This window comes from Ilumatobacter sp. (genome assembly GCF_039969435.1).
Taxonomy (GTDB): Bacteria; Actinomycetota; Acidimicrobiia; order Acidimicrobiales; family Ilumatobacteraceae; genus Ilumatobacter_A.
On the sequence record NZ_JBDVNU010000006.1, the window covers coordinates 77,396 to 95,009 of the forward strand.

Here is a 17,614-nt window from a genome sequence, read left to right on the forward strand (position 1 = left end):
TGCTCTGATCGCGGTGTGGCACGGCCCCTCACGTGCGGCTCGACGACGCATGCGATTCGGTCGAGGGTCGGACCGAGAGCCGGGGAGACCGGGTGTTCACGTGCGGTCGGGTCGGTGCCCGGCGGCTTCCACGAGCACCGCGTCGGCCCACCAGAACGGTGCGACCGCAGTGGTCGTGACGTCCGTGAAACCGGCGTCGACGAGCTCGCCGGCCCACGATTCCGCGGGCTGTTCGTACGTGTGCCGGGGGCGCTCGGGGTCGAACTGTCCGACGAGGACCGGCATCAGGAATCCTTCGATCACCGACGGGTCGTCCCGGTACTCTGCGATTCCGGCCTCGTAGGTGGCGGTGGCGTATTCGGCGTGAGCGACGGAGTGGTCCTCGAACGCGGGGACGTCGAACTCCACGATCGCCAGCGCCCCGGTCCTCGACGCCAGCGTCCTGAACACGTCGTGACGCTCCGGTGCGGCGACGTTGTGCAAGGCGAACGTGGCCTGGACGCCGTCCCACGAAGTATCGGGGCGATCGGTGAGGAGCTGCTGCACCGTGGTCGACGACGACTCGATCTCGATCTCCGTGTCGGCGAAGCGCGCGATCGCGGACTCGAGCATCGAGTGGGACGGCTCCAGGAGGTGCACGCTCTCGCACGACCTCGGCACCGTCGCCGCGGTCATCCGGCCGTCGCCGCAGCCGATGTCGAGCAGCGAGCGCAGGGCTCGACGATCGTTCGACGCCGCGAGGATCTCGATCGTCGACGCGTAGAGGGCCACGTTGGATCCGCCGGAGATGAAGCTCTCGAACGCGGCGGGGTCGACGTAGACGCCGGTGCCCGGGTGCGAGCGCAGATGATCGGCGAGGTGCCGGGAGAGGTCGGTCGATGCCCGGTCGCACGACTCGAGCGCCTCGGCACGATCGCCGCGTGCCAGTGCGAGGAGCGCCTCGTTGACGCTCATCGTCCGACCCCCTCGTGCTCTGCGGACTCCCGCACGAACGCAGCGAGCTCGATCGTGCGATGCGAGTCCGGCGGCGGGATCGGCGTGCCGAGCCGTTCGGCGACGGCGGCACGCACCTGCGCATCGAAGGAGTTCACGTGATTCTGCACGAGGTCTGCCACGTCGTCGGCTCGGCCGTCGACCAGTGCGGCGTGGATCGTCGCATGCTCGTCGACGGCATGGCCCATGTCGTGCACGTCGGCGAGGTACATGTGCCAGAGGCGGTCCGACTGGGCGTACAGCGCGTCGAGGGTGTCGGTGAGGAACCGGTTGCCCGACGCCCGCCAGATGATCTCGTGGCACCGGCGATCGAGTTCCAGGAGTTCTCCGGGAAGCGTGCCGGGACGTGCGGTCTCGGCGAGCACGTCGGCCATCTCGTCCCAGTCTCGTTGCGTGCCGCGTCGGGTCGCCAGACGTGCGGCGTAGGGCTCCATGATCGCCCGCGTCTCGTACAGCATCGCCAATTCGTCGATCTGGATCGCCGCCACGAACATGCCGCGCCGGGGGATCACCGACACGAAGTGGTCGCGCGCCAGGCGCTGCAGCGCTTCGCGGATCGGCGTGCGACTCATGTCGAGTACCGCCTGCAGCTCGGCCTCGCGCACCACGTCACCCGGAGCGAGGTCGAGACGGATGATCATGCGGCGGATCTCGTCGTACGCGCGCTCCGCGAGCGACACGTGTGTGGAATCAGCGGTTGACACGACCGTCATACTCTGTTGATATATCACCACTGTCAAGCACACCTGGGTGTCCAACACACCGGGGTCGGACACCACAACAGGTGCGGTCACCGTCGAACTGGTCGAAACGAGCGAGAACATGAGCGAGCAGGAAGTCCCGACCACCGCCACGGTCGTCGTGATCGGTGCCGGCATCGTCGGCAACTGTCTGGTCGGGCATCTCGCCCGACTCGGTTGGACCGACATGGTGTTGCTCGACAAGGGCCCACTCCCGAACCCGGGCGGCTCGACGGGGCACGCGTCGAACTTCATCTTCCCCGTCGACCACAACAAGGAGATGGCGCTGCTCGGCGTGCAGAGCGCCAACCAGTACCGCGACGCCGAACGCTCGGTCGACTCCGGCGGCATCGAGGTCGCTCGCACCGTGGAGCGCATGGACGAATTCCAGCGGCGGATGACCTCGGCCAAGGCATGGGGTGTCGAGGCCGAACTGCTCACCCCGGGCCGGGTCAAGGAGTTGGTGCCGTTCATCAACGACGACGTCATCCTCGGCGGGTTCCACTGCCCGACGGTGAGCGTGGTCGACTCGCTCGACACGGGCACGCTCTTCCGGAACGAGGCGGTGGACACCTGCGACTTGCGCGTATTCGCCAATACCGAGGTGCTCGACGTCGAGACCGAGGAGGAGCCCGGTACCGGCCTGCAGAAGGTCGTGGCGGTCGTGACCGACAAGGGCCGGATCGAGGCCGAGTACGTCGTGATCGCGTGTGGCGTCTGGTCCAATCGGATCGCGAACATGGCCGGCGCCACGATCCCGCTCGTTCCTGCCGTGCACCAGATGGCCGATGTCGGCCCGATGGACATCCTCGCCGAGACCCGGAGCGAGATCAGCTACCCGATCGTTCGGGACATGGACACGTTCTGCTACGAGCGCCAGTCGTCGGGTTCGATGGAGGTCGGCTCGTACGCCCACCGTCCGATCCTGCACCACCCCGACGACATTCCCTCCAACGAGGAGGCGGCTCTCAGCCCGACGGAGATGCCGTTCACGCCCGACGACTTCGACGATCAGATGGAGCAGGCGATCGAGTTGATGGACATGCTCGGTGACGCCGAGATCAAGTACGCGATCAACGGCCTGCTCTCGCTCACCCCTGACGCGATGCCGTGCCTCGGCGAGACCACCGAGGTCCGCAACCTCTGGTCGGCCGCCGCCGTGTGGGTGAAGGAGGGCCCGGGCATGGCGCAGGTCGTGGCCGAGTGGATGACCTACGGCTACCCGAGGGTGATCGATGCGCACGGCGCCGACATCGCCCGGTTCTACGCCCAGGAGCGCAGCGACGAACACATCTGGTCGCGGGCTTCCGAGCACTTCAACAAGACCTACGGCATCGTCCACCCGGCCGAGCAGTGGGAGAACCGCCGCAACCTCCAGGTGTCGCCGCTCTTCGAGCGGCAGCAGGCGCTGGATGCGTTCTTCTTCCAGGCCCGGACATGGGAGCGCCCGCAGTGGTACGGCTCGAACCAGGACCTCGTCGAACGGCACGGCATCGCCGAACGGGACGTGGAGTGGGACAACCGTTGGTGGAGTCCGATCACGGTCGGCGAGCACCTCAACATGCGCGAGAACGTCGGCCTCGTCGACCTGTCCGCATTCCACGAGTTCGAGATCTCGGGGCCTGGTGCCGTCGAGTTCGCCGACTACCTGAGCGTCAACAAGATCGGCCCGGTCGGACGCGCCACCTACACGCCGTGGCTGACCCCCGACGGTGGGTTCCACTCCGACCTCACGATGCATCGCACCGCCGAGAACGTCGTCACGGTCGTCACCGGCGTGTTCGACGGAGGACGCGACCTGGCGTGGATGAGGAAGTACATGCCCAAGGACGGCTCGGTCACGGTGACCGACAGGACCCTCGAGGTGTCGACGCTCGGCCTGTGGGGGCCGAACGCGCCGGCGGTGCTCGCGAAGTTGACCGACGCCGACCTGTCGCACGAGGGCTCGCCGTACGGTTCGCTCGTCGAGGTCACGTTGCGCTGCGGCGGCGTCGACGTCTCGGCCACGCTGTTCCGCATCTCCTACGTCGGTGACACGGGCTGGGAGATCTACGTGGCGTGGGACGACGCGCCGGCGCTGTGGGACGCATTGATGGAGGCGGGTGAGGATCTCGGGATCCGCCCGACCGGCGGCGGCGTGTACGGCACGTCGGGTCGCGTCGAGAAGGGGTATCGCCTGCAGGGCGCCGAGTTGGAGAGCGAGTACAACCCGCTCGAAGCCGGCCTCGCCCGTCCGAAGATGAAGTCGGTCGACTTCATCGGCAAGGAGGCCTATTCCGCGACCCGTGACGCCGGTGAGCCCGAGGTGCTGATGGTGACGATGACCGTCGACGACCAGACCGACTCGCAGGGCCGGGTCCGATGGATGCAGGGTGGCAACGAGCCGATCTGCGACCTCGACGGCAACACGCTGGTGGACTCCCACGGACGGGTGTCGAGGGTGACCACCGCGGGCTACGGACCGTCGGTCGGCAAGGTGATCCTGATGGGATACGTCCCACGAGACATGGCGACGCCCGGGACGAAGCTGCAGACGATGTACATGAACGAGTTCTTCCCGGTCACCGTCGTCGGCACCGACGGCCCCTTCGATCCCGACGACACCAGGCTCAAGGGCTGACCCGATGCGGTGTCTGGTGGGTGTTCGGTGTCTGGTGGGTGTTCGGCGTCAGACGTCGTTCACCCCGACCGACCACGGGTCATTCGATCGAGAACCGGGTGAACGACGTCTGACACCGAACACCCGGGCCGCAGTGATCACCGAACCGACTGGAATGAGTAGATGAGAGTTCTGGTGTGCGCCAAGCGGGTCCCGGCGCCGGGCTCGAGGATCAACATCACCGACGACGGCATGGCCGTCGACGACACCAACCTCGGTCACACGATCTCGCCGCACGAGGAGTGCGCTCTCGAACTGGCGGTGCAGCTGGTCGAGGCCCACGGCGGAGAGTCGCACGCGTTGACGCTCGGTGTGGCCGCAGCCGACGAGCAGTGTCGGTGGGCGGCGTCGATCGGCATCACCAAGGCCACGTTGGTGGACGTCGGGACGATGGCGTGGGACCCGCAGCGGACCGCTCGCGCGCTCATCGACGCGATCCGTTCGATCGAGCAGACCGACGGCGCATTCGACGTGATCGTGTTCGGCAACGAGTCGGCCGATTCGGGCGGCTTCCAGGTCGGCATCCGAGTGGCGCGAGCGCTCGAACGGCCGATGGTCAACGCGATCAAGGGCGTCGAGATCCACCCGGGAGTCGACGGGGCCGGAGCGATGCTGGCGGCCCGCCGCGAGACCGACGACGGCTTCGAGGTCTACGAGCTCCCGATGCCGTGCGCGATCGGCGTGAAAGAGGGCATCACGTGGCCCCGTTATCCGACGATGCGCGGTCGACTGGCCTCGAAGAAGCTCGCCGTCGACACGGTGTCGTCCGATGCAGCGCCGGGCGGGCAGACGATGGTCCGTCTGCATCGACCCGCGGAGAAGGTGACCGAAACGATCATCCTCGGCAACGGCCCCGACGCTGCTCCCCGGGCTGTCGAACTGCTGAAGGAACTCGGCCTCTGGCCCGAAGGGTCGTCGTCATGAGCAACGACGGGGGAGCGTCGTGAGCGTGCTCGTGGTGGTGGAGCACGATCGTGGCCGGATGGCCGATTCGTCGCTCGAGGCGTTCGAGTTCGCCGGCGGGATCGCATCGCAGCTCGGGGTGCGCGTGGAGGCGCTGTTGATCGGTGCCGACGCGGCCGGTCTCGCTGACCAGTGCGCCGCACACGGCGCCGTGACCGTCCACCACGTCGCGACGGAGTCACTCACCGACTACGGACCCGACGCCCACGGCGGCGCCGTGGCGGCGGCCGCCGGCCTGCTGTCCCCGTCGGCGATCGTGGCGACCGGATCCGACCGCGGCAACGAGGTGCTCGCGTACGCAGCAGCAGAACTCGACCTGCCCTTCGTCGCGAACTGTCTGGAGGTGAAGACCGCCGACGACTGGGAGATGACCCGCACCCAGTGGGGCGGCTCGCTCAACGAGGAGGCACGGCTCGCCTCGTCGATGCCGATCCTGTCGGTTGCGCCCCACGCCGTCGAGGCGGCCCGACCGGTCGCCGGTGCGACGGCGACGGTCCAGGTCCTCGACGTCACCCTGCCCGAGTCGTCGGCGGCGACCTTGATCCGGGACCGGATCGTGATGACCGAGGGCGTCACGCTCGCGACAGCCCCGGTCGTGGTGGGCGGTGGCCGCGGCGTCGGTTCGGCGGAGGGATTCGCCGTGCTCGAGGCACTCGCCGCGAAGCTCGGCGGCGTGGTCGGGTGCAGCCGGGCGGTCACGAACAACGGGTGGCGCCCGCACTCCGATCAGGTCGGCCAGACCGGCACGCGGATCGCGCCGCAGCTGTACATCGCCTGCGGGATCAGCGGTGCGATCCAGCACTGGGTCGGGGCGAAGGCGGCGAAGAAGATCCTCGCCGTGAACACCGACCCCGCGGCGAACATGGTCGTCAAGGCCGACTATGCGATCATCGGCGACCTCTTCGACGTGCTGCCGGCGATCACCGACGCGACCTGACGTCGGTCGGATCGGGTCGTGCCGCGACCGCCGGCCCAGAGAGTCAAGAAGTCGTCTCGTCGGGGAGGTGGCATTCAATCTCGACCGACTTCACACCGATGACCGGCTGTGAGTTCCGCACCCCCACGCGCCCGACCACGGTCGCGGCTGTCCCGCGATGCGCCGGGTCCGTGGCAGCGTCCCGACCCCATCGGCCAGCGCATCGTGCTCACCGTCGCCGCCTGCCTGCTCGTCGGCCTCCTTCCGTTCGGGCCGCATCGGTGGTGGCTCGCACTCATGATCGCCGTCGTCCAGCTCGTCTCCACGACGTTGGTCCGGCGGCGCAACATCTCGATCACCGAGGAGGTCGCGAACTACCTGGTCGTCGAGCACACGCTGATGTTCGTCATCGGTGTCACCGCTCCCGCCGGCTACCTGGCGATCAGCATCGTCGCCATCGGTTCGCTCGGGTCGAACAGTCCGTACCTCCCCGTGCGCTGGCACCGAGCGCTCGCGATGTTGACGACTGCGACGCTGGTCGCGCCGGCCTTGATCCACGACCTCGGCGCGGGTCCGCTGGCGGTCGGCGCGGGGATGCTGATGGTCGGTCACATCGCCTTCAATCGGAGCGGCACGCTGATCCTCGCCGAGGAGGTGGCGGTGGCCGCCCGGTACCAGGCCGACCACGACTCGCTCACCGGGCTTCCGAACCGGCGCGTGCTGCGCAGCGCACTCGACGACCTCGACGAACGCCCGTCGCCGTGTGCGCTGCTCCTGCTCGACATCGACAACTTCAAGGAGATCAACGACACGCTCGGCCACGATCTCGGCGACCGTGTGCTGTGCGAGGTCGCGATGCGCCTGGCGGGCCTCGACGACGACATCGTCGTCGTCCGACTCGGTGGCGACGAGTTCGCCGCGATCGTGCACGGCGACGCGTCGCGCGCCACGGCCTTCGCCTCGGCGGTCGAGCGGTGCCTCGGCCCGGCGATGTGGGTGAACGCGGTGTCGCTGTCCGTCAGGGCGTCGATCGGGATGGCCCACACCGACGAGGCCCCGCCGGGTTCGCTCCTCCGGTTCGCCGACATCGCCATGTACCGGGCCAAGCGGGACGGGACCGGCCCGACCTGGTACCGGCCCGCCGACGACCCGCACAGCGAGCGCCGGATCGTCCTGATGCAGGACCTGCCCGGTGCGCTGGGTCGCGGCGACGTGGCGCCGTGGTTCCAGCCGCAGGTGGACATCATCTCGGGCGACGTGGTCGGCGGTGAGGCGCTGGCGCGGTGGATGCACCCGCGCTTCGGTCTGGTCGGTGCGCGAGAACTCCTCGAGCACGTCGACCTCGCCGGACTCCAGCGCGAACTCTCGGTGGTGATGGTCCGCCAGGCCATCCACGAGGCCCTGTCCTGGCCGCGCCACCTCCGACTCTCGGTCAACGTGACCGTCGCCGACATCCAGAGCGAGGAGTTCGTCTCGAAGCTCGAGATGGTCCTCATGACGACCGGTTTCGACCCGCTCCGGCTCACGCTCGAAGTCGTCGAGTTCGACGCCGAGGTGTGTCCGACGCGCATCGCGGAGACGACGGGTCGCATCCGATCGTCGGGCGTGTCACTCTCGCTCGACGACTTCGGCCAGGCGTCGTCGTCGCTCGCCCGGCTCGACCTGTTCGACGTCGACGAACTGAAGATCGACCGACGCTTCGTCTCCAGGATGGGCGACCATCGGCGCGACGCGGCGATCGTCGACTCGGTCGTCGGGCTCGCGGAGCGGCTCGACCTGCGTCTCGTGGCGGAAGGCGTCGAGACCGACGAGATGGCCCGGGCGGTCGCGTCGGCGGGCATCCGCGTCGTGCAGGGCTACTACTACGGAGGCCCGTCGAAGACGCTCTGCGTGCAGCGGTTCCAGCCGGTCCTGCGCCCGGCCGTGTCCGCCCTCCTCGTCGACTGAGCCGGCGTGCGGCGACCCTCGCGGGACGGGTGTTCGCCCGGGCCGGACTACTGTCGGTCGCATCATGGCCGCGCAACGAGGCGGGGCGGTGACGGAGGAATCGTGAACGTACACACCGAGGTGGCCGAGACGCTCGCCAAGCTCGCGGCCATGGCCCAGGAGCGCAGACCCGACGACCAGGTCCTCCGCGAGTTCATCCAGCGCTACTACCGCGAACTGCCCGACGAGGACGCCGACGACCGACGACTCGACGACGCGTACGCGGCGGCGGTCACCCACCTGACCCTGGGTCGGCGGCGAGCCCACGGTGACGTCCTCGTGCGGGTCCTGTCGCCGAAGGCCGAACGCGACGGGTGGCGCACCGAGCGATCGGTGCTGATGTTCGTCACCGACGACGTCCCCTTCCTCGTCGACACGGTCCGGATGGTGCTCGACCGCCACGGCCTCGGCATCCACCTCCTCGTCCACCCGACGCTGTGCTTCGTGCGCGACGGCAACGACGAGATCGTCCGCTTCGCCGATCCGACCGTCGGTGACACGAGGGCCGGGGGTGGCGCGTCCGACGACGCGTCGGACGCCGGGGTCGTCGAGGCGTGGGTGCTGATCGAACTCGACCGGTGCCCACCCGACCTCGAACAACGACTCGAGGCCGACGTCGCCACCGCCATCGACGACGTCATGCGGGTCGTCGCCGACTTCGCCCCGATGCGTGACCGGATGTGCTCGCTCGCCGATGGCGACCGCCTCCTGGAGTGGCTGGGCGACCAGCACTTCGTGCTGCTCGGAGCCGCCAGCTTCGACCGGCTGATCGGCGACGACGGCACCCCGACCCTGCGACTGCAGCCCGGGACCGAGTTGGGCGAGTACCGGCCCGAGGCACGCCTCGACGCATCCGATCCGACCACGCCGTCCAAGCCGGGCGACGACCGGACGGTCATCGCGCGGACCGAAGCGGTGTCGACCATCCACCGGGCGGCGCGGATGACGTGCATCTCGATCAGGCCCGCGACGGACGGCGGTTCGGTCGAGCACCGTTTCGTCGGCCTGCTCGGAAGTGGTGCCTACCGCGAGAGCGTGTTCGCCATCCCCACGATCGGCGACCGCGCACGCGAGATCCTCGACCTGGCGGGAACGTCGGAGGTGAGTCATCTCGGTCGATCCGTGAAGCACGTGGTCGAGACACTTCCGCGCGAGGTGGTCTTCGAGCTCGACTCCCACACCCTCGCCGAGCTGGTGATCGACATCGTCGGCCTGCAGGAACGCCGCATCGTCCGGGTCTTCGAGGTGGCTGAACCGGTCGGCCCCTGGACGACGGTGTTCGTGTACGTCCCCCAGGCCCGCTTCGAGTCCGCTCTCCCCGAGCAGATCCGTCACCTCGTCGAGAAGCACTACGCGAGCGAGGCGCGTGACCTGCACACCCTGGTGGGTGCCAGTTCGCTGGCGCGGATCACCATGACCGTACGGTCGAGCGATCGGGTCGACCTCGAGCGGCTGGCGGCGGCGGTGGACGACGTGTCGACGACCTGGGACGAGCGCGCCGAGACGGCGATCTGCGAGGTCCTCGGCGACATCGGAGGCCGCTCGACCTTCGCGGCCGTGCGCGATGCGATCCCGACCGACTACCGCGCACGCGTCGCCCCCGAAGCGTCCACGAGCGACCTCGTCAACGTCGCCCGTCTGCTCGACACCGAGCCCGACTCGACGGAATCGCTCTCCACCTCGCTCGGTCGTGCCGTCGACGCGCCCGAGAACCAGTGGCGATTCCGCGTGTTCCGACGCGGGGTGGCGTCGACGATCGCCGAGCTGGTGCCGCTGCTCGACCACCTCGGGCTGCACGCCGTCGACGAACATCCCTACGCATTCGACTTCCCCGATGGTGCGGTCCACCTCTACGACATCGGCGTGCGCCTCGACGCCGGCTCCACGTTCGGCACGCGACGTGACGACACCCAGCAGTCCGAGGTGCGCGCCGCGTTCGCCGGCCTGATGAACGCCACGGTCGAAGCCGACGGTCTGAACCGGCTGATCATCGCCGCGAACCTCGACCGTCGCCAGGTCGCCGTGCTGCGCACCTATGCCCGCTACCTGCACCAGGCAGGGTTCCCGTTCAGTCGCTCGTACGTCGAGGAGGCGATCGTGCGTCACGCCGGGCTCGCGAGCCTGCTCGCCCGACTGTTCGACACCCGATTCGACCCGACGACCGACATCGACGCCGTCACCCGCCTGCTGCTCGCCGACGAGATCCGCTCCGATGCGCTCGCTGCGCTGGACGAGATCCCGTCGCTCGACGACGACCGCATCTGTCGGGCCATCCTCACCCTGATCGACGCGACGTCGCGCACCAACGCCTTCCGGCACCGACGCAACGAGAACGACACAGTCGGCGACGGGTTCGCCGACGAGATCGCCGTGAAGTTCAAGTCGCGCGACATCGCCTTCCTCCCCGAACCGCGCCCGATGTTCGAGATCTTCGTGTGTTCCCCGATGGTCGAAGGCGTCCATCTGCGGGGGGGTCGTGTGGCGCGCGGCGGGCTGCGATGGAGCGACCGTCCGGAGGACTTCCGCACCGAGGTGCTCGGTCTGGTCAAGGCCCAGATGGTGAAGAACGCGGTGATCGTGCCGGTGGGAGCGAAGGGCGGTTTCGTCATCAAGAACAGCTCGGCCCCGCCGGAGGACCGCGACGCCGTGCGCGCCGAAGGAGTCGACCGCTACCGCCGCTTCATCCGTTCGTTGCTCGACGTCACCGACAACCTGGACGGACCGAACGTCGTGCGGCCCACGGAGTCCGTGATCTACGACGAGGACGACCCGTACCTCGTCGTCGCCGCGGACAAGGGGACGGCGACCTTCAGCGACATCGCCAACGAACTCGCGAGCGAGGTCGGGTTCTGGCTCGGCGACGCCTTCGCGTCCGGTGGCAGCGTCGGCTACGACCACAAGGCGATGGGCATCACGGCACGCGGTGCGTGGGAGAGCGTGCGACGCCACGCCCGGGTGATCGGCAAGGACGTCGACACCGACGAGATGACCGTGGTCGGCGTGGGCGACATGTCGGGCGACGTGTTCGGCAACGGGATGCTGCTGTCCGCACACCTGAAGATCGTGGCGGCGTTCGACCACCGCCACGTGTTCCTCGACCCCGACCCGGACCCCGCCGCGTCGCACGAGGAACGCGCACGCCTGTTCGAGCTGCCACGGTCCAGTTGGGCCGACTACGACTCGGCGCTGATCTCGTCGGGTGGCGGAGTGCATCCCCGTTCGGCGAAGTCGATCGAGATCACCGACGCGGTCCGTGACGCTCTCGGCATCGACGACGGCATCGTGTCGCTGCGGCCCGACGAACTGATCTCGGCGATCCTGCGCGCCCCGGTCGACCTGCTGTGGAACGGCGGCATCGGCACGTACGTGAAGGCGTCGACCGAGAGCCACGAAGCGGTCGGCGACCGCGCCAACGATTCGCTGCGTGTCGACGCCACCGACCTTCGCTGCCGCATCGTGGGCGAGGGCGGCAACCTCGGGCTGACCCAACTCGCACGTGTCGAGTACGCCATGGCCGGTGGCTACATCTACGCCGATGCGATCGACAACTCGGCGGGCGTCGACTGCAGCGACCACGAGGTGAACATCAAGATCGTGCTCGACCAACTCGTGCGCGACGGAGACCTCACCGTGAAGCAGCGCAACGACCTGCTCGTCGAGATGACCGGCGAGGTGGCCGAACTCGTGCTCGACGACAACCGCGCCCAGACCCTCGCCCTGATGATCGCTCGCGGCCAGGCCCTGCCGATGGTCAACGTCCACGCCCGCTACCTCGACGCGCTGGAGAACGACGGTGTGCTCGACCGGTCGCTCGAGTTCCTTCCCACCGACAAGCAGATCGCGGAGCGTCAGTCGGCGGGAAGTGGCCTGCGGGCGCCGGAGTTCGCGGTGATGATCGCCTACACGAAGAACGTGGACATCGACGAGATCCTGGCGACCGACCTGCCCGAGTCGCCGGTGTTGGAGGCCGATCTGCTCGCGTACTTCCCGACGGCTCTCCGTGAACGTTTCCCCGACGCCCTTCGCCGGCACAGGTTGCGACGCGAGATCGTCACCACCGGACTGGTGAACAACATGGTCAACCTGGCCGGAATCTCGTTCGACCATCGGATGACCGAGGACTCGGGTGCGTCGGTCCCCGACGTGGCCCGAGCGTTCCTGGCGTCGCGCAACATCTTCCACTTCGGCGAACGGTGGCGCGAGATCGACGAACTGGGCACCTCGATCTCACTCGACATCCAGGTCGACCTGCTCCTCGAGGTCCGTCGGATATGCGAGCGCGGCACCGCATGGCTGCTGCGGCACATGCCTCCGCCCCTGGACATCGAGGAAGCGATCGGATCCTTCTCGGCGGGGATCGCACTACTGTCGGAGTCGCTGGAGGACACGATGGGCGGACGGGTCGCCGAGGAGATCGAAGGGCTGCGCCTCCGGCGGATCGACGAGGGCGTGCCTGCGACCCTGGCCGCACAGTCGGCGCGCTGGCCGTGGATGCACACCGCCTTCGACATGACCCGACTCGCACGCGACGAGGGATGCGACGTGTCCAGGTCGGCCGCGGTCTACGGCGAGGTGTTCGAGGCGTTCGACATCGGGTGGATGTGGGACGGCATCGGAGCGCTTCCACGTTCCGATCGTTGGCAGACCCAGGCCCGCTCGTCGATGCGCGACGACCTGATGAACGTGATCGCCGAACTGACGCGTCGCGTGATGCGCTCCGAGAGCGGGACGACCGAGGCATGGGTCGATGCGAACCAGCGGGCCGTCGCCAGGACGGTGGCGATGCACCAGGAGATCCGCCGGGCCGAGAGCTACGACCTGACCACGCTCTCCGTCGCGCTGCGCCAACTCCGGAATCTCACCACGTCGGCCGTCGGCTGACCGTGCCAGTTGCCCGGTGCCGGGACGGGATCGGCGCGAATCAGGGTCCCGGGGACTGCGCACGTGGAAGAGACCGTCCAGGTGACAGCGGCTCCGGCCCGTGTCGGTCACGACCGTCGTCAGCGACGGCAGGTGGTCAGCCGCGCGGTTCGATGATGCAGGCGCTGCCTCCGCAGGTGTCGATCACGACTCCGTCGGGTCGCAGGAAGGCCGCGACCTGGTCGTACGCAGAGGCCGCGCGCCGCACGTCCTCGTGGGGGTCGACGCCCTCACGGGGAGGCGTGTTCGTCACCGGCGGCAGAGGTGTGCCGCTGTCGAAGAGGAACACCGCCGACCCGTCGAACGGGTACGACTCGATCCGGTCGATTCCCCAGAACGGCTCGACGTCGGTGCTGCGCACGTCGGGTGCGCCCACGCTCGCACCCATCGTGCGCGCCATCACGTCCATTGCGACGTTGGCCACCTGGAAGTCGCCGAGCGCACCCTGGATCAACGCGAACTTCTGGTTCATCCCGTCGAGGGGTTCGCGGAAGTAGGCGGCGTACCCGCTTCCCTCGCCGCGGTCCCACAGCATCTGGATCGCGAGCAGCACCACCGCTTGGTCGAGCTTGTCGGGGAAGGCGGGGTCGAGGATCTGCTGGAACGTGTCGAAGTCGACGCTGCGATTCAGCAACGTCGAGTAGTTGATGCCCGGCACGCCGAAGGCGCCCCGGTCCCAGTCGGGTGAGATCGCCGTGGCCACCGGGCCCATGATCCCGCCCTGGGAGATCCCGTAGTACGACAGTTGTTCGACGTCGAGCAGCGGGCGACCGTCATCGGATCGGAATGCGGGATCGGACACGAAGCCGTCCGGGTGCTTCATCAGCCGACCGAGGAACAGCGTGTTCAGATGACCCTGCAGCAACCGGTCGACGAGCGTCGAGAAGTTGCCCGGGTCCACCAGCGAGGCAGCGGCGTTGCCCGTGTCCTCCTCGGCCATCCCGATCAGAGCGGTGCCGCACACGACGTAGTTGTGGTTCCGTGCGACGAGAGTCGGACCGGCGGAGGTGACCTGGCCCTCGGTTCCCAGCAGGCCGTGCCCGTAGACCAGGCCGGCCCCGGGGTCGTCGGCGGTGGATGCCTCGGTGATCTGGCAGCGGAACCGGGCGGTGATCGACCCGTTCGCCTCCGGAACGTCGGATCCGTCGGGCAGGTTCAGGCCCGTGCCGCTCGCTCCGCCGGCCTCCAGGTAGAGCGGGACCTCGTAGGTGCCGTCGACGACGCGCCGCTGTTCGGCGGGATCGGTCTCGCCGATCTCGACCTCGGAGCTGGTGATCGTGAACGTCGGTGAGGCGTCGCCCAACTGTTCGAAGGCGTCGTCGCGCATGTGGACCAGCGGGTTCGTCAGGTTCTCCGTCGAGATGACCGTGAAGTCCCACGCGATGGTCAACTCGTCCCGATCGACTCCCGCTGCTTCGAGGTCGGCGAACACCTGCTCCATCTGGTCGCGACGGGCCTCGACTTCGGGGACATCGGACTCCAGGCGGTCGCGGTAGGCGCGGAAGGCGTCGGTGGGCTCGATCGGGTTGCCGTCGGCGTCGACGAGGTTGCGCAGCCCGACCACGATGCGGTGTCCGTTGGCGTAGTTGGTGGCCGGACGCAGGAACAGGCCGCGCCGTGCGTCGTCGGTGGCAGTGGCGTCGAGTTCGGCCCAGTGGGCGAGGGTCTCGCCGGTGGTGGCGTCGACGATCACGCTGCCCGAATCGGCATCGAGCGACCGCGCGATGTCGGTGACCGGTGGGAGAGCGGAGGCCTCGGGGTCGACGCCTGGCACCAGCACGAGCGCGGCGCTGCCCGGGCTGAACCCGTCGTTGCGGTTCTGGCGAGCGGTGTCGACGTTCACGCCGTCGGCGTTCGCAGGCATCGATTCCGTCGACAGGTTCACCCGGAGCCCGGTGACACTCGTGTCGTCGGGGACCGTCAGAGCGTCGGAGGGAAAGGGCAACAGGCACGATTCACCCACCACCTCGCAGCGTTCGGGTGACTCCACGTCGAGTTCGATCGTGCCGGCGAAGCCGGTCTCCGGACCGGTGTCGGGCGGGTCGGAGGAGACGGGCTCGGCCGACGACTCGCTGGTCGCGGGTTCCGCATCCGTGCCGACCGGTTCCGTGCCGACCGGATCCGTGCCGGCCGATTCCGTTGCGGGAGTGGCGCTCGCGGGAACATCGGTGTCGACGGTCGTCGACGCCCCGTCGTCGCCACCCGACGAGCAGGCGGCCACCGCCAGGGTGAAGGTGATCAGGACGGCAATTCGTTTCATGGTTCCCCCGGTGATTCGCGAACGTCGTCGACGATCGTCGCACGCCACGGCGCGCCGGTACGTGGCGGACGGCGACGCGGGACCGGGGAACGGGGGAGCCGTCAGGGGTCAGGAAGCGGCGGGCGGCGTCGCGCAGAACTCGGCGAACTCGGCGAGGAATCGTGCGAGTCGGTCGAGTGTCGCCCGGTCGGTCAGTTCACCCTGATCGTCGAGCAGCGTGGCGTAGTTGCCGAATCCGATGGTCGGGAACAGCCGGGTGGCCTGGCGGGACATGATGGCCTCGAAGTGCTCGCGCACCGAGGCGCCGGCCCGTCCACCGGGCGACATCACGACCATCGTGATGCCCGTGCTCGCCCACGTCGACGGATCGCGTGACAGCCAGTCGATGATGTTCTTGGTGACTGCGGGGAGCGAGCTGTTGTACTCGGGCGAGAACAGCACGATGCCGTCGGCGGCACGGATCGCCTCGCGTAGAGCCGTGACCGGCGCGGGCGGACCTGACTGGTCGTCGTCCCCGTGGTAGAGCGGTACGTCGCGGACGTCGTACACGTGGAGAGACACTCCGTCGGGCATCGAAGCCGACACCGCTCGGGCGGTCGCTGCGTTCACGGATGCGGTCCGCAGGCTGCCCACGAGTCCCAGCAGTCTCACGTCGCTCATCCTCGGAGTGTGCCACGACGCCCGGTCGATCCGTCCGGCGCCGTGGGCGTCCCGTCCGGGTGGGCTGCCGACGGCCGTGGAATCGTGGGCGTCGGACCCCATCGGCAACGATGACCGGATGGATTTCGACCTGGCCCAGACCGATGCTCTGCTCTCCACGACCCGATCGGTCCGCAAGCGTCTCGACCTCGAACGCGAGGTCCCCGACGACGTGCTGCTCGAGTGCCTCCAACTCGCCGTGCAGGCGCCCACCGGCTCCAACCAGCAGGGGTGGCGGTGGATGGTCGTGCGTGATGCGGCCAAGAAGCAGGCCCTGCAGGATCTGTACAACGAGGCGGGCGGCGCGTACCTCGCCTCGGCGGCGGCCGACATGGACGCTGCCAGCCAGCAAGGCCGCGTCATCGACTCGGCGAACTACCTCGCACAGAACCTGGCGAACGTGCCCGTCCTGCTGATCCCGCTGATCATCGGGCGGCTCCCCGACAACAGCGCGAACGCAGCGGCCGGGTTGATGGGCTCGATCATGCCGGCGATGTGGAGCTTCCAGCTCGCACTTCGCAGCCGCGGTCTCGGGAGTTGCCTGACCACCCTGCACCTGGCCAAGGAGCAGGAGGCCGCCGACCTGTTGGGCATTCCGGACCACATGACCCAGGCCGGCCTGCTGCCCGTCGCGTACACGAAGGGCACCGACTTCCAGCCCGCCAAGCGTGACGATGTCGCCGCGATCACCTACCTCGACACGTACAAGAACCCGATCCGCCCCGCCTGACCAACCTCTGTTGATCCGTCCGGGAGCGGACAACAGAGGTTCGTGGTCAGGGGTCGAGTGCGGCGCGGACGTCGACGATCAGTGCGCCGAGGTCGGAGTCGTCGCGAGGGTCCCAGCGTGACGTGTCGATCTCGATGACCGTGTCGGCCTGCGCGCACATCTGGTCGTGCCAGGTGTCGAAGTGGGTGCGCAGCGCGACGAGGTGTTCGATCGTGAGGTCGCTCTCCGCCGCCCGGTCGCGATCGCGCACCCGGGTGAGGAGTTCGCGGGGTTCGGCACGCAACAGCACGAGCACGTCGAGGCGTGGTCCGCGGGCGATCCACCCCCGCATCTCGTCGAGAACGGTCCGGCGGTCGGATTCGGCGTCGAGGAACTCCGAGAACGGAGCCGTCCGCATGACGCTGAAGTCCGCCACCGTGAGCTGGTCGGTCGGTGCGGCCGCCAGGAGTTCGGCTCGGGAGCGCAGGAAGGCCAGTTCGACCGCGAGCGCGGCGGCGGGCGCGGCCTCACCCGTGTAGTAGTCGTCGAGGAGCGGGTTGACCGACACCGGGTCGAGCAGGAGCGGGCAGCCCAGTGACGCCCCGAGTCGGCGGGTGGTGGTGCTCTTGCCCACGCCGGTCGGCCCGTCGATCGCCACGATGCTCACCGAAGCGACACTACCGACACCCGTGTCGCGGTTCGGATCCGACCCCGACACGTCCCCGATCCCGGTGCGACCTCGATGCGCCCTGTCACGACCGGCGGCGTC

Annotated in this window: 11 protein-coding genes; 6 read left to right on the forward strand and 5 right to left on the reverse strand. The window is 68.6% G+C overall.

Going from position 1 to position 17,614, the window contains the following annotated elements:
• Nucleotides 1-96 precede the first annotated feature (96 nt).
• Together ABJK40_RS01310 and ABJK40_RS01315 are read right to left on the reverse strand one after the other, a co-directional pair.
• Nucleotides 97-954, reverse strand: coding sequence for a class I SAM-dependent methyltransferase (locus ABJK40_RS01310; RefSeq protein WP_348478684.1), 858 nt, complete (start codon nucleotides 952-954; stop codon nucleotides 97-99).
• The gene (locus ABJK40_RS01315; protein ID WP_348478682.1) at nucleotides 951-1,706 is read right to left on the reverse strand and encodes a GntR family transcriptional regulator; all 756 of its coding nucleotides are present in this window, start codon (nucleotides 1,704-1,706) and stop codon (nucleotides 951-953) included. Before ABJK40_RS01315 ends, ABJK40_RS01310 begins: the two co-directional genes overlap by 4 nt.
• A 109-nt stretch (nucleotides 1,707-1,815) precedes the next feature.
• Here ABJK40_RS01315 and ABJK40_RS01320 point away from each other — a divergent pair, with 109 nt between their 5' ends.
• From ABJK40_RS01320 to ABJK40_RS01340, 5 genes are all read left to right on the forward strand, one after another.
• The gene (locus ABJK40_RS01320) at nucleotides 1,816-4,353 is read left to right on the forward strand and encodes an FAD-dependent oxidoreductase (protein ID WP_348510123.1); all 2,538 of its coding nucleotides are present in this window, start codon (nucleotides 1,816-1,818) and stop codon (nucleotides 4,351-4,353) included.
• A gap of 162 nt (nucleotides 4,354-4,515) precedes the next feature.
• A complete protein-coding gene (locus ABJK40_RS01325; protein WP_348478679.1) occupies nucleotides 4,516-5,316 on the forward strand; it encodes an electron transfer flavoprotein beta subunit/FixA family protein in 801 nt (266 codons plus the stop codon).
• Between the two features lie 19 nt (nucleotides 5,317-5,335).
• Entirely contained in the window at nucleotides 5,336-6,292 is a 957-nt protein-coding gene (locus ABJK40_RS01330; protein WP_348478678.1) for an electron transfer flavoprotein subunit alpha/FixB family protein, read from the forward strand.
• Between the two features lie 108 nt (nucleotides 6,293-6,400).
• A complete protein-coding gene (locus tag ABJK40_RS01335) occupies nucleotides 6,401-8,218 on the forward strand; it encodes an EAL domain-containing protein (protein ID WP_348478677.1) in 1,818 nt (605 codons plus the stop codon).
• 102 nt (nucleotides 8,219-8,320) lie between these two features.
• The gene (locus tag ABJK40_RS01340) at nucleotides 8,321-13,138 is read left to right on the forward strand and encodes an NAD-glutamate dehydrogenase (RefSeq protein WP_348478676.1); all 4,818 of its coding nucleotides are present in this window, start codon (nucleotides 8,321-8,323) and stop codon (nucleotides 13,136-13,138) included.
• A gap of 136 nt (nucleotides 13,139-13,274) precedes the next feature.
• On the opposite strand, the gene ABJK40_RS01345 is transcribed toward ABJK40_RS01340, so the two are convergent.
• Both ABJK40_RS01345 and ABJK40_RS01350 read right to left on the reverse strand, forming a co-directional pair.
• Nucleotides 13,275-15,437 (reverse strand): hypothetical protein, encoded by a 2,163-nt coding sequence (locus ABJK40_RS01345; protein ID WP_348478675.1) that lies wholly within the window; start codon nucleotides 15,435-15,437, stop codon nucleotides 13,275-13,277.
• Between the two features lie 108 nt (nucleotides 15,438-15,545).
• Nucleotides 15,546-16,097 (reverse strand): NADPH-dependent FMN reductase, encoded by a 552-nt coding sequence (locus ABJK40_RS01350; protein ID WP_348478673.1) that lies wholly within the window; start codon nucleotides 16,095-16,097, stop codon nucleotides 15,546-15,548.
• A gap of 118 nt (nucleotides 16,098-16,215) precedes the next feature.
• On the opposite strand from ABJK40_RS01350, the gene ABJK40_RS01355 reads away from it, so the two are divergent.
• The gene (locus ABJK40_RS01355; RefSeq protein WP_348478672.1) at nucleotides 16,216-16,866 is read left to right on the forward strand and encodes a nitroreductase family protein; all 651 of its coding nucleotides are present in this window, start codon (nucleotides 16,216-16,218) and stop codon (nucleotides 16,864-16,866) included.
• 46 nt (nucleotides 16,867-16,912) lie between these two features.
• On the opposite strand, the gene ABJK40_RS01360 is transcribed toward ABJK40_RS01355, so the two are convergent.
• Nucleotides 16,913-17,512: a deoxynucleoside kinase gene (locus ABJK40_RS01360; protein WP_348478670.1), complete on the reverse strand. Its 600-nt coding sequence runs from the start codon at nucleotides 17,510-17,512 to the stop codon at nucleotides 16,913-16,915.
• Nucleotides 17,513-17,614 lie beyond the last annotated feature (102 nt).

What these genes read in the sequence shown, in the direction of transcription:
- ABJK40_RS01310 (WP_348478684.1), bottom strand. Translation starts at nt 954, where the DNA reads ATGAGCGTCAACGAGGCGCTCCTCGCACTGGCACGCGGCGATCGTGCC.
- ABJK40_RS01325 (WP_348478679.1), top strand. Translation starts at nt 4,516, where the DNA reads ATGAGAGTTCTGGTGTGCGCCAAGCGGGTCCCGGCGCCGGGCTCGAGG.
- ABJK40_RS01350 (WP_348478673.1), bottom strand. Translation starts at nt 16,097, where the DNA reads ATGAGCGACGTGAGACTGCTGGGACTCGTGGGCAGCCTGCGGACCGCA.
- ABJK40_RS01315 (WP_348478682.1), bottom strand. Translation starts at nt 1,706, where the DNA reads ATGACGGTCGTGTCAACCGCTGATTCCACACACGTGTCGCTCGCGGAG.
- ABJK40_RS01345 (WP_348478675.1), bottom strand. Translation starts at nt 15,437, where the DNA reads ATGAAACGAATTGCCGTCCTGATCACCTTCACCCTGGCGGTGGCCGCC.
- ABJK40_RS01355 (WP_348478672.1), top strand. Translation starts at nt 16,216, where the DNA reads ATGGATTTCGACCTGGCCCAGACCGATGCTCTGCTCTCCACGACCCGA.
- ABJK40_RS01320 (WP_348510123.1), top strand. Translation starts at nt 1,816, where the DNA reads ATGAGCGAGCAGGAAGTCCCGACCACCGCCACGGTCGTCGTGATCGGT.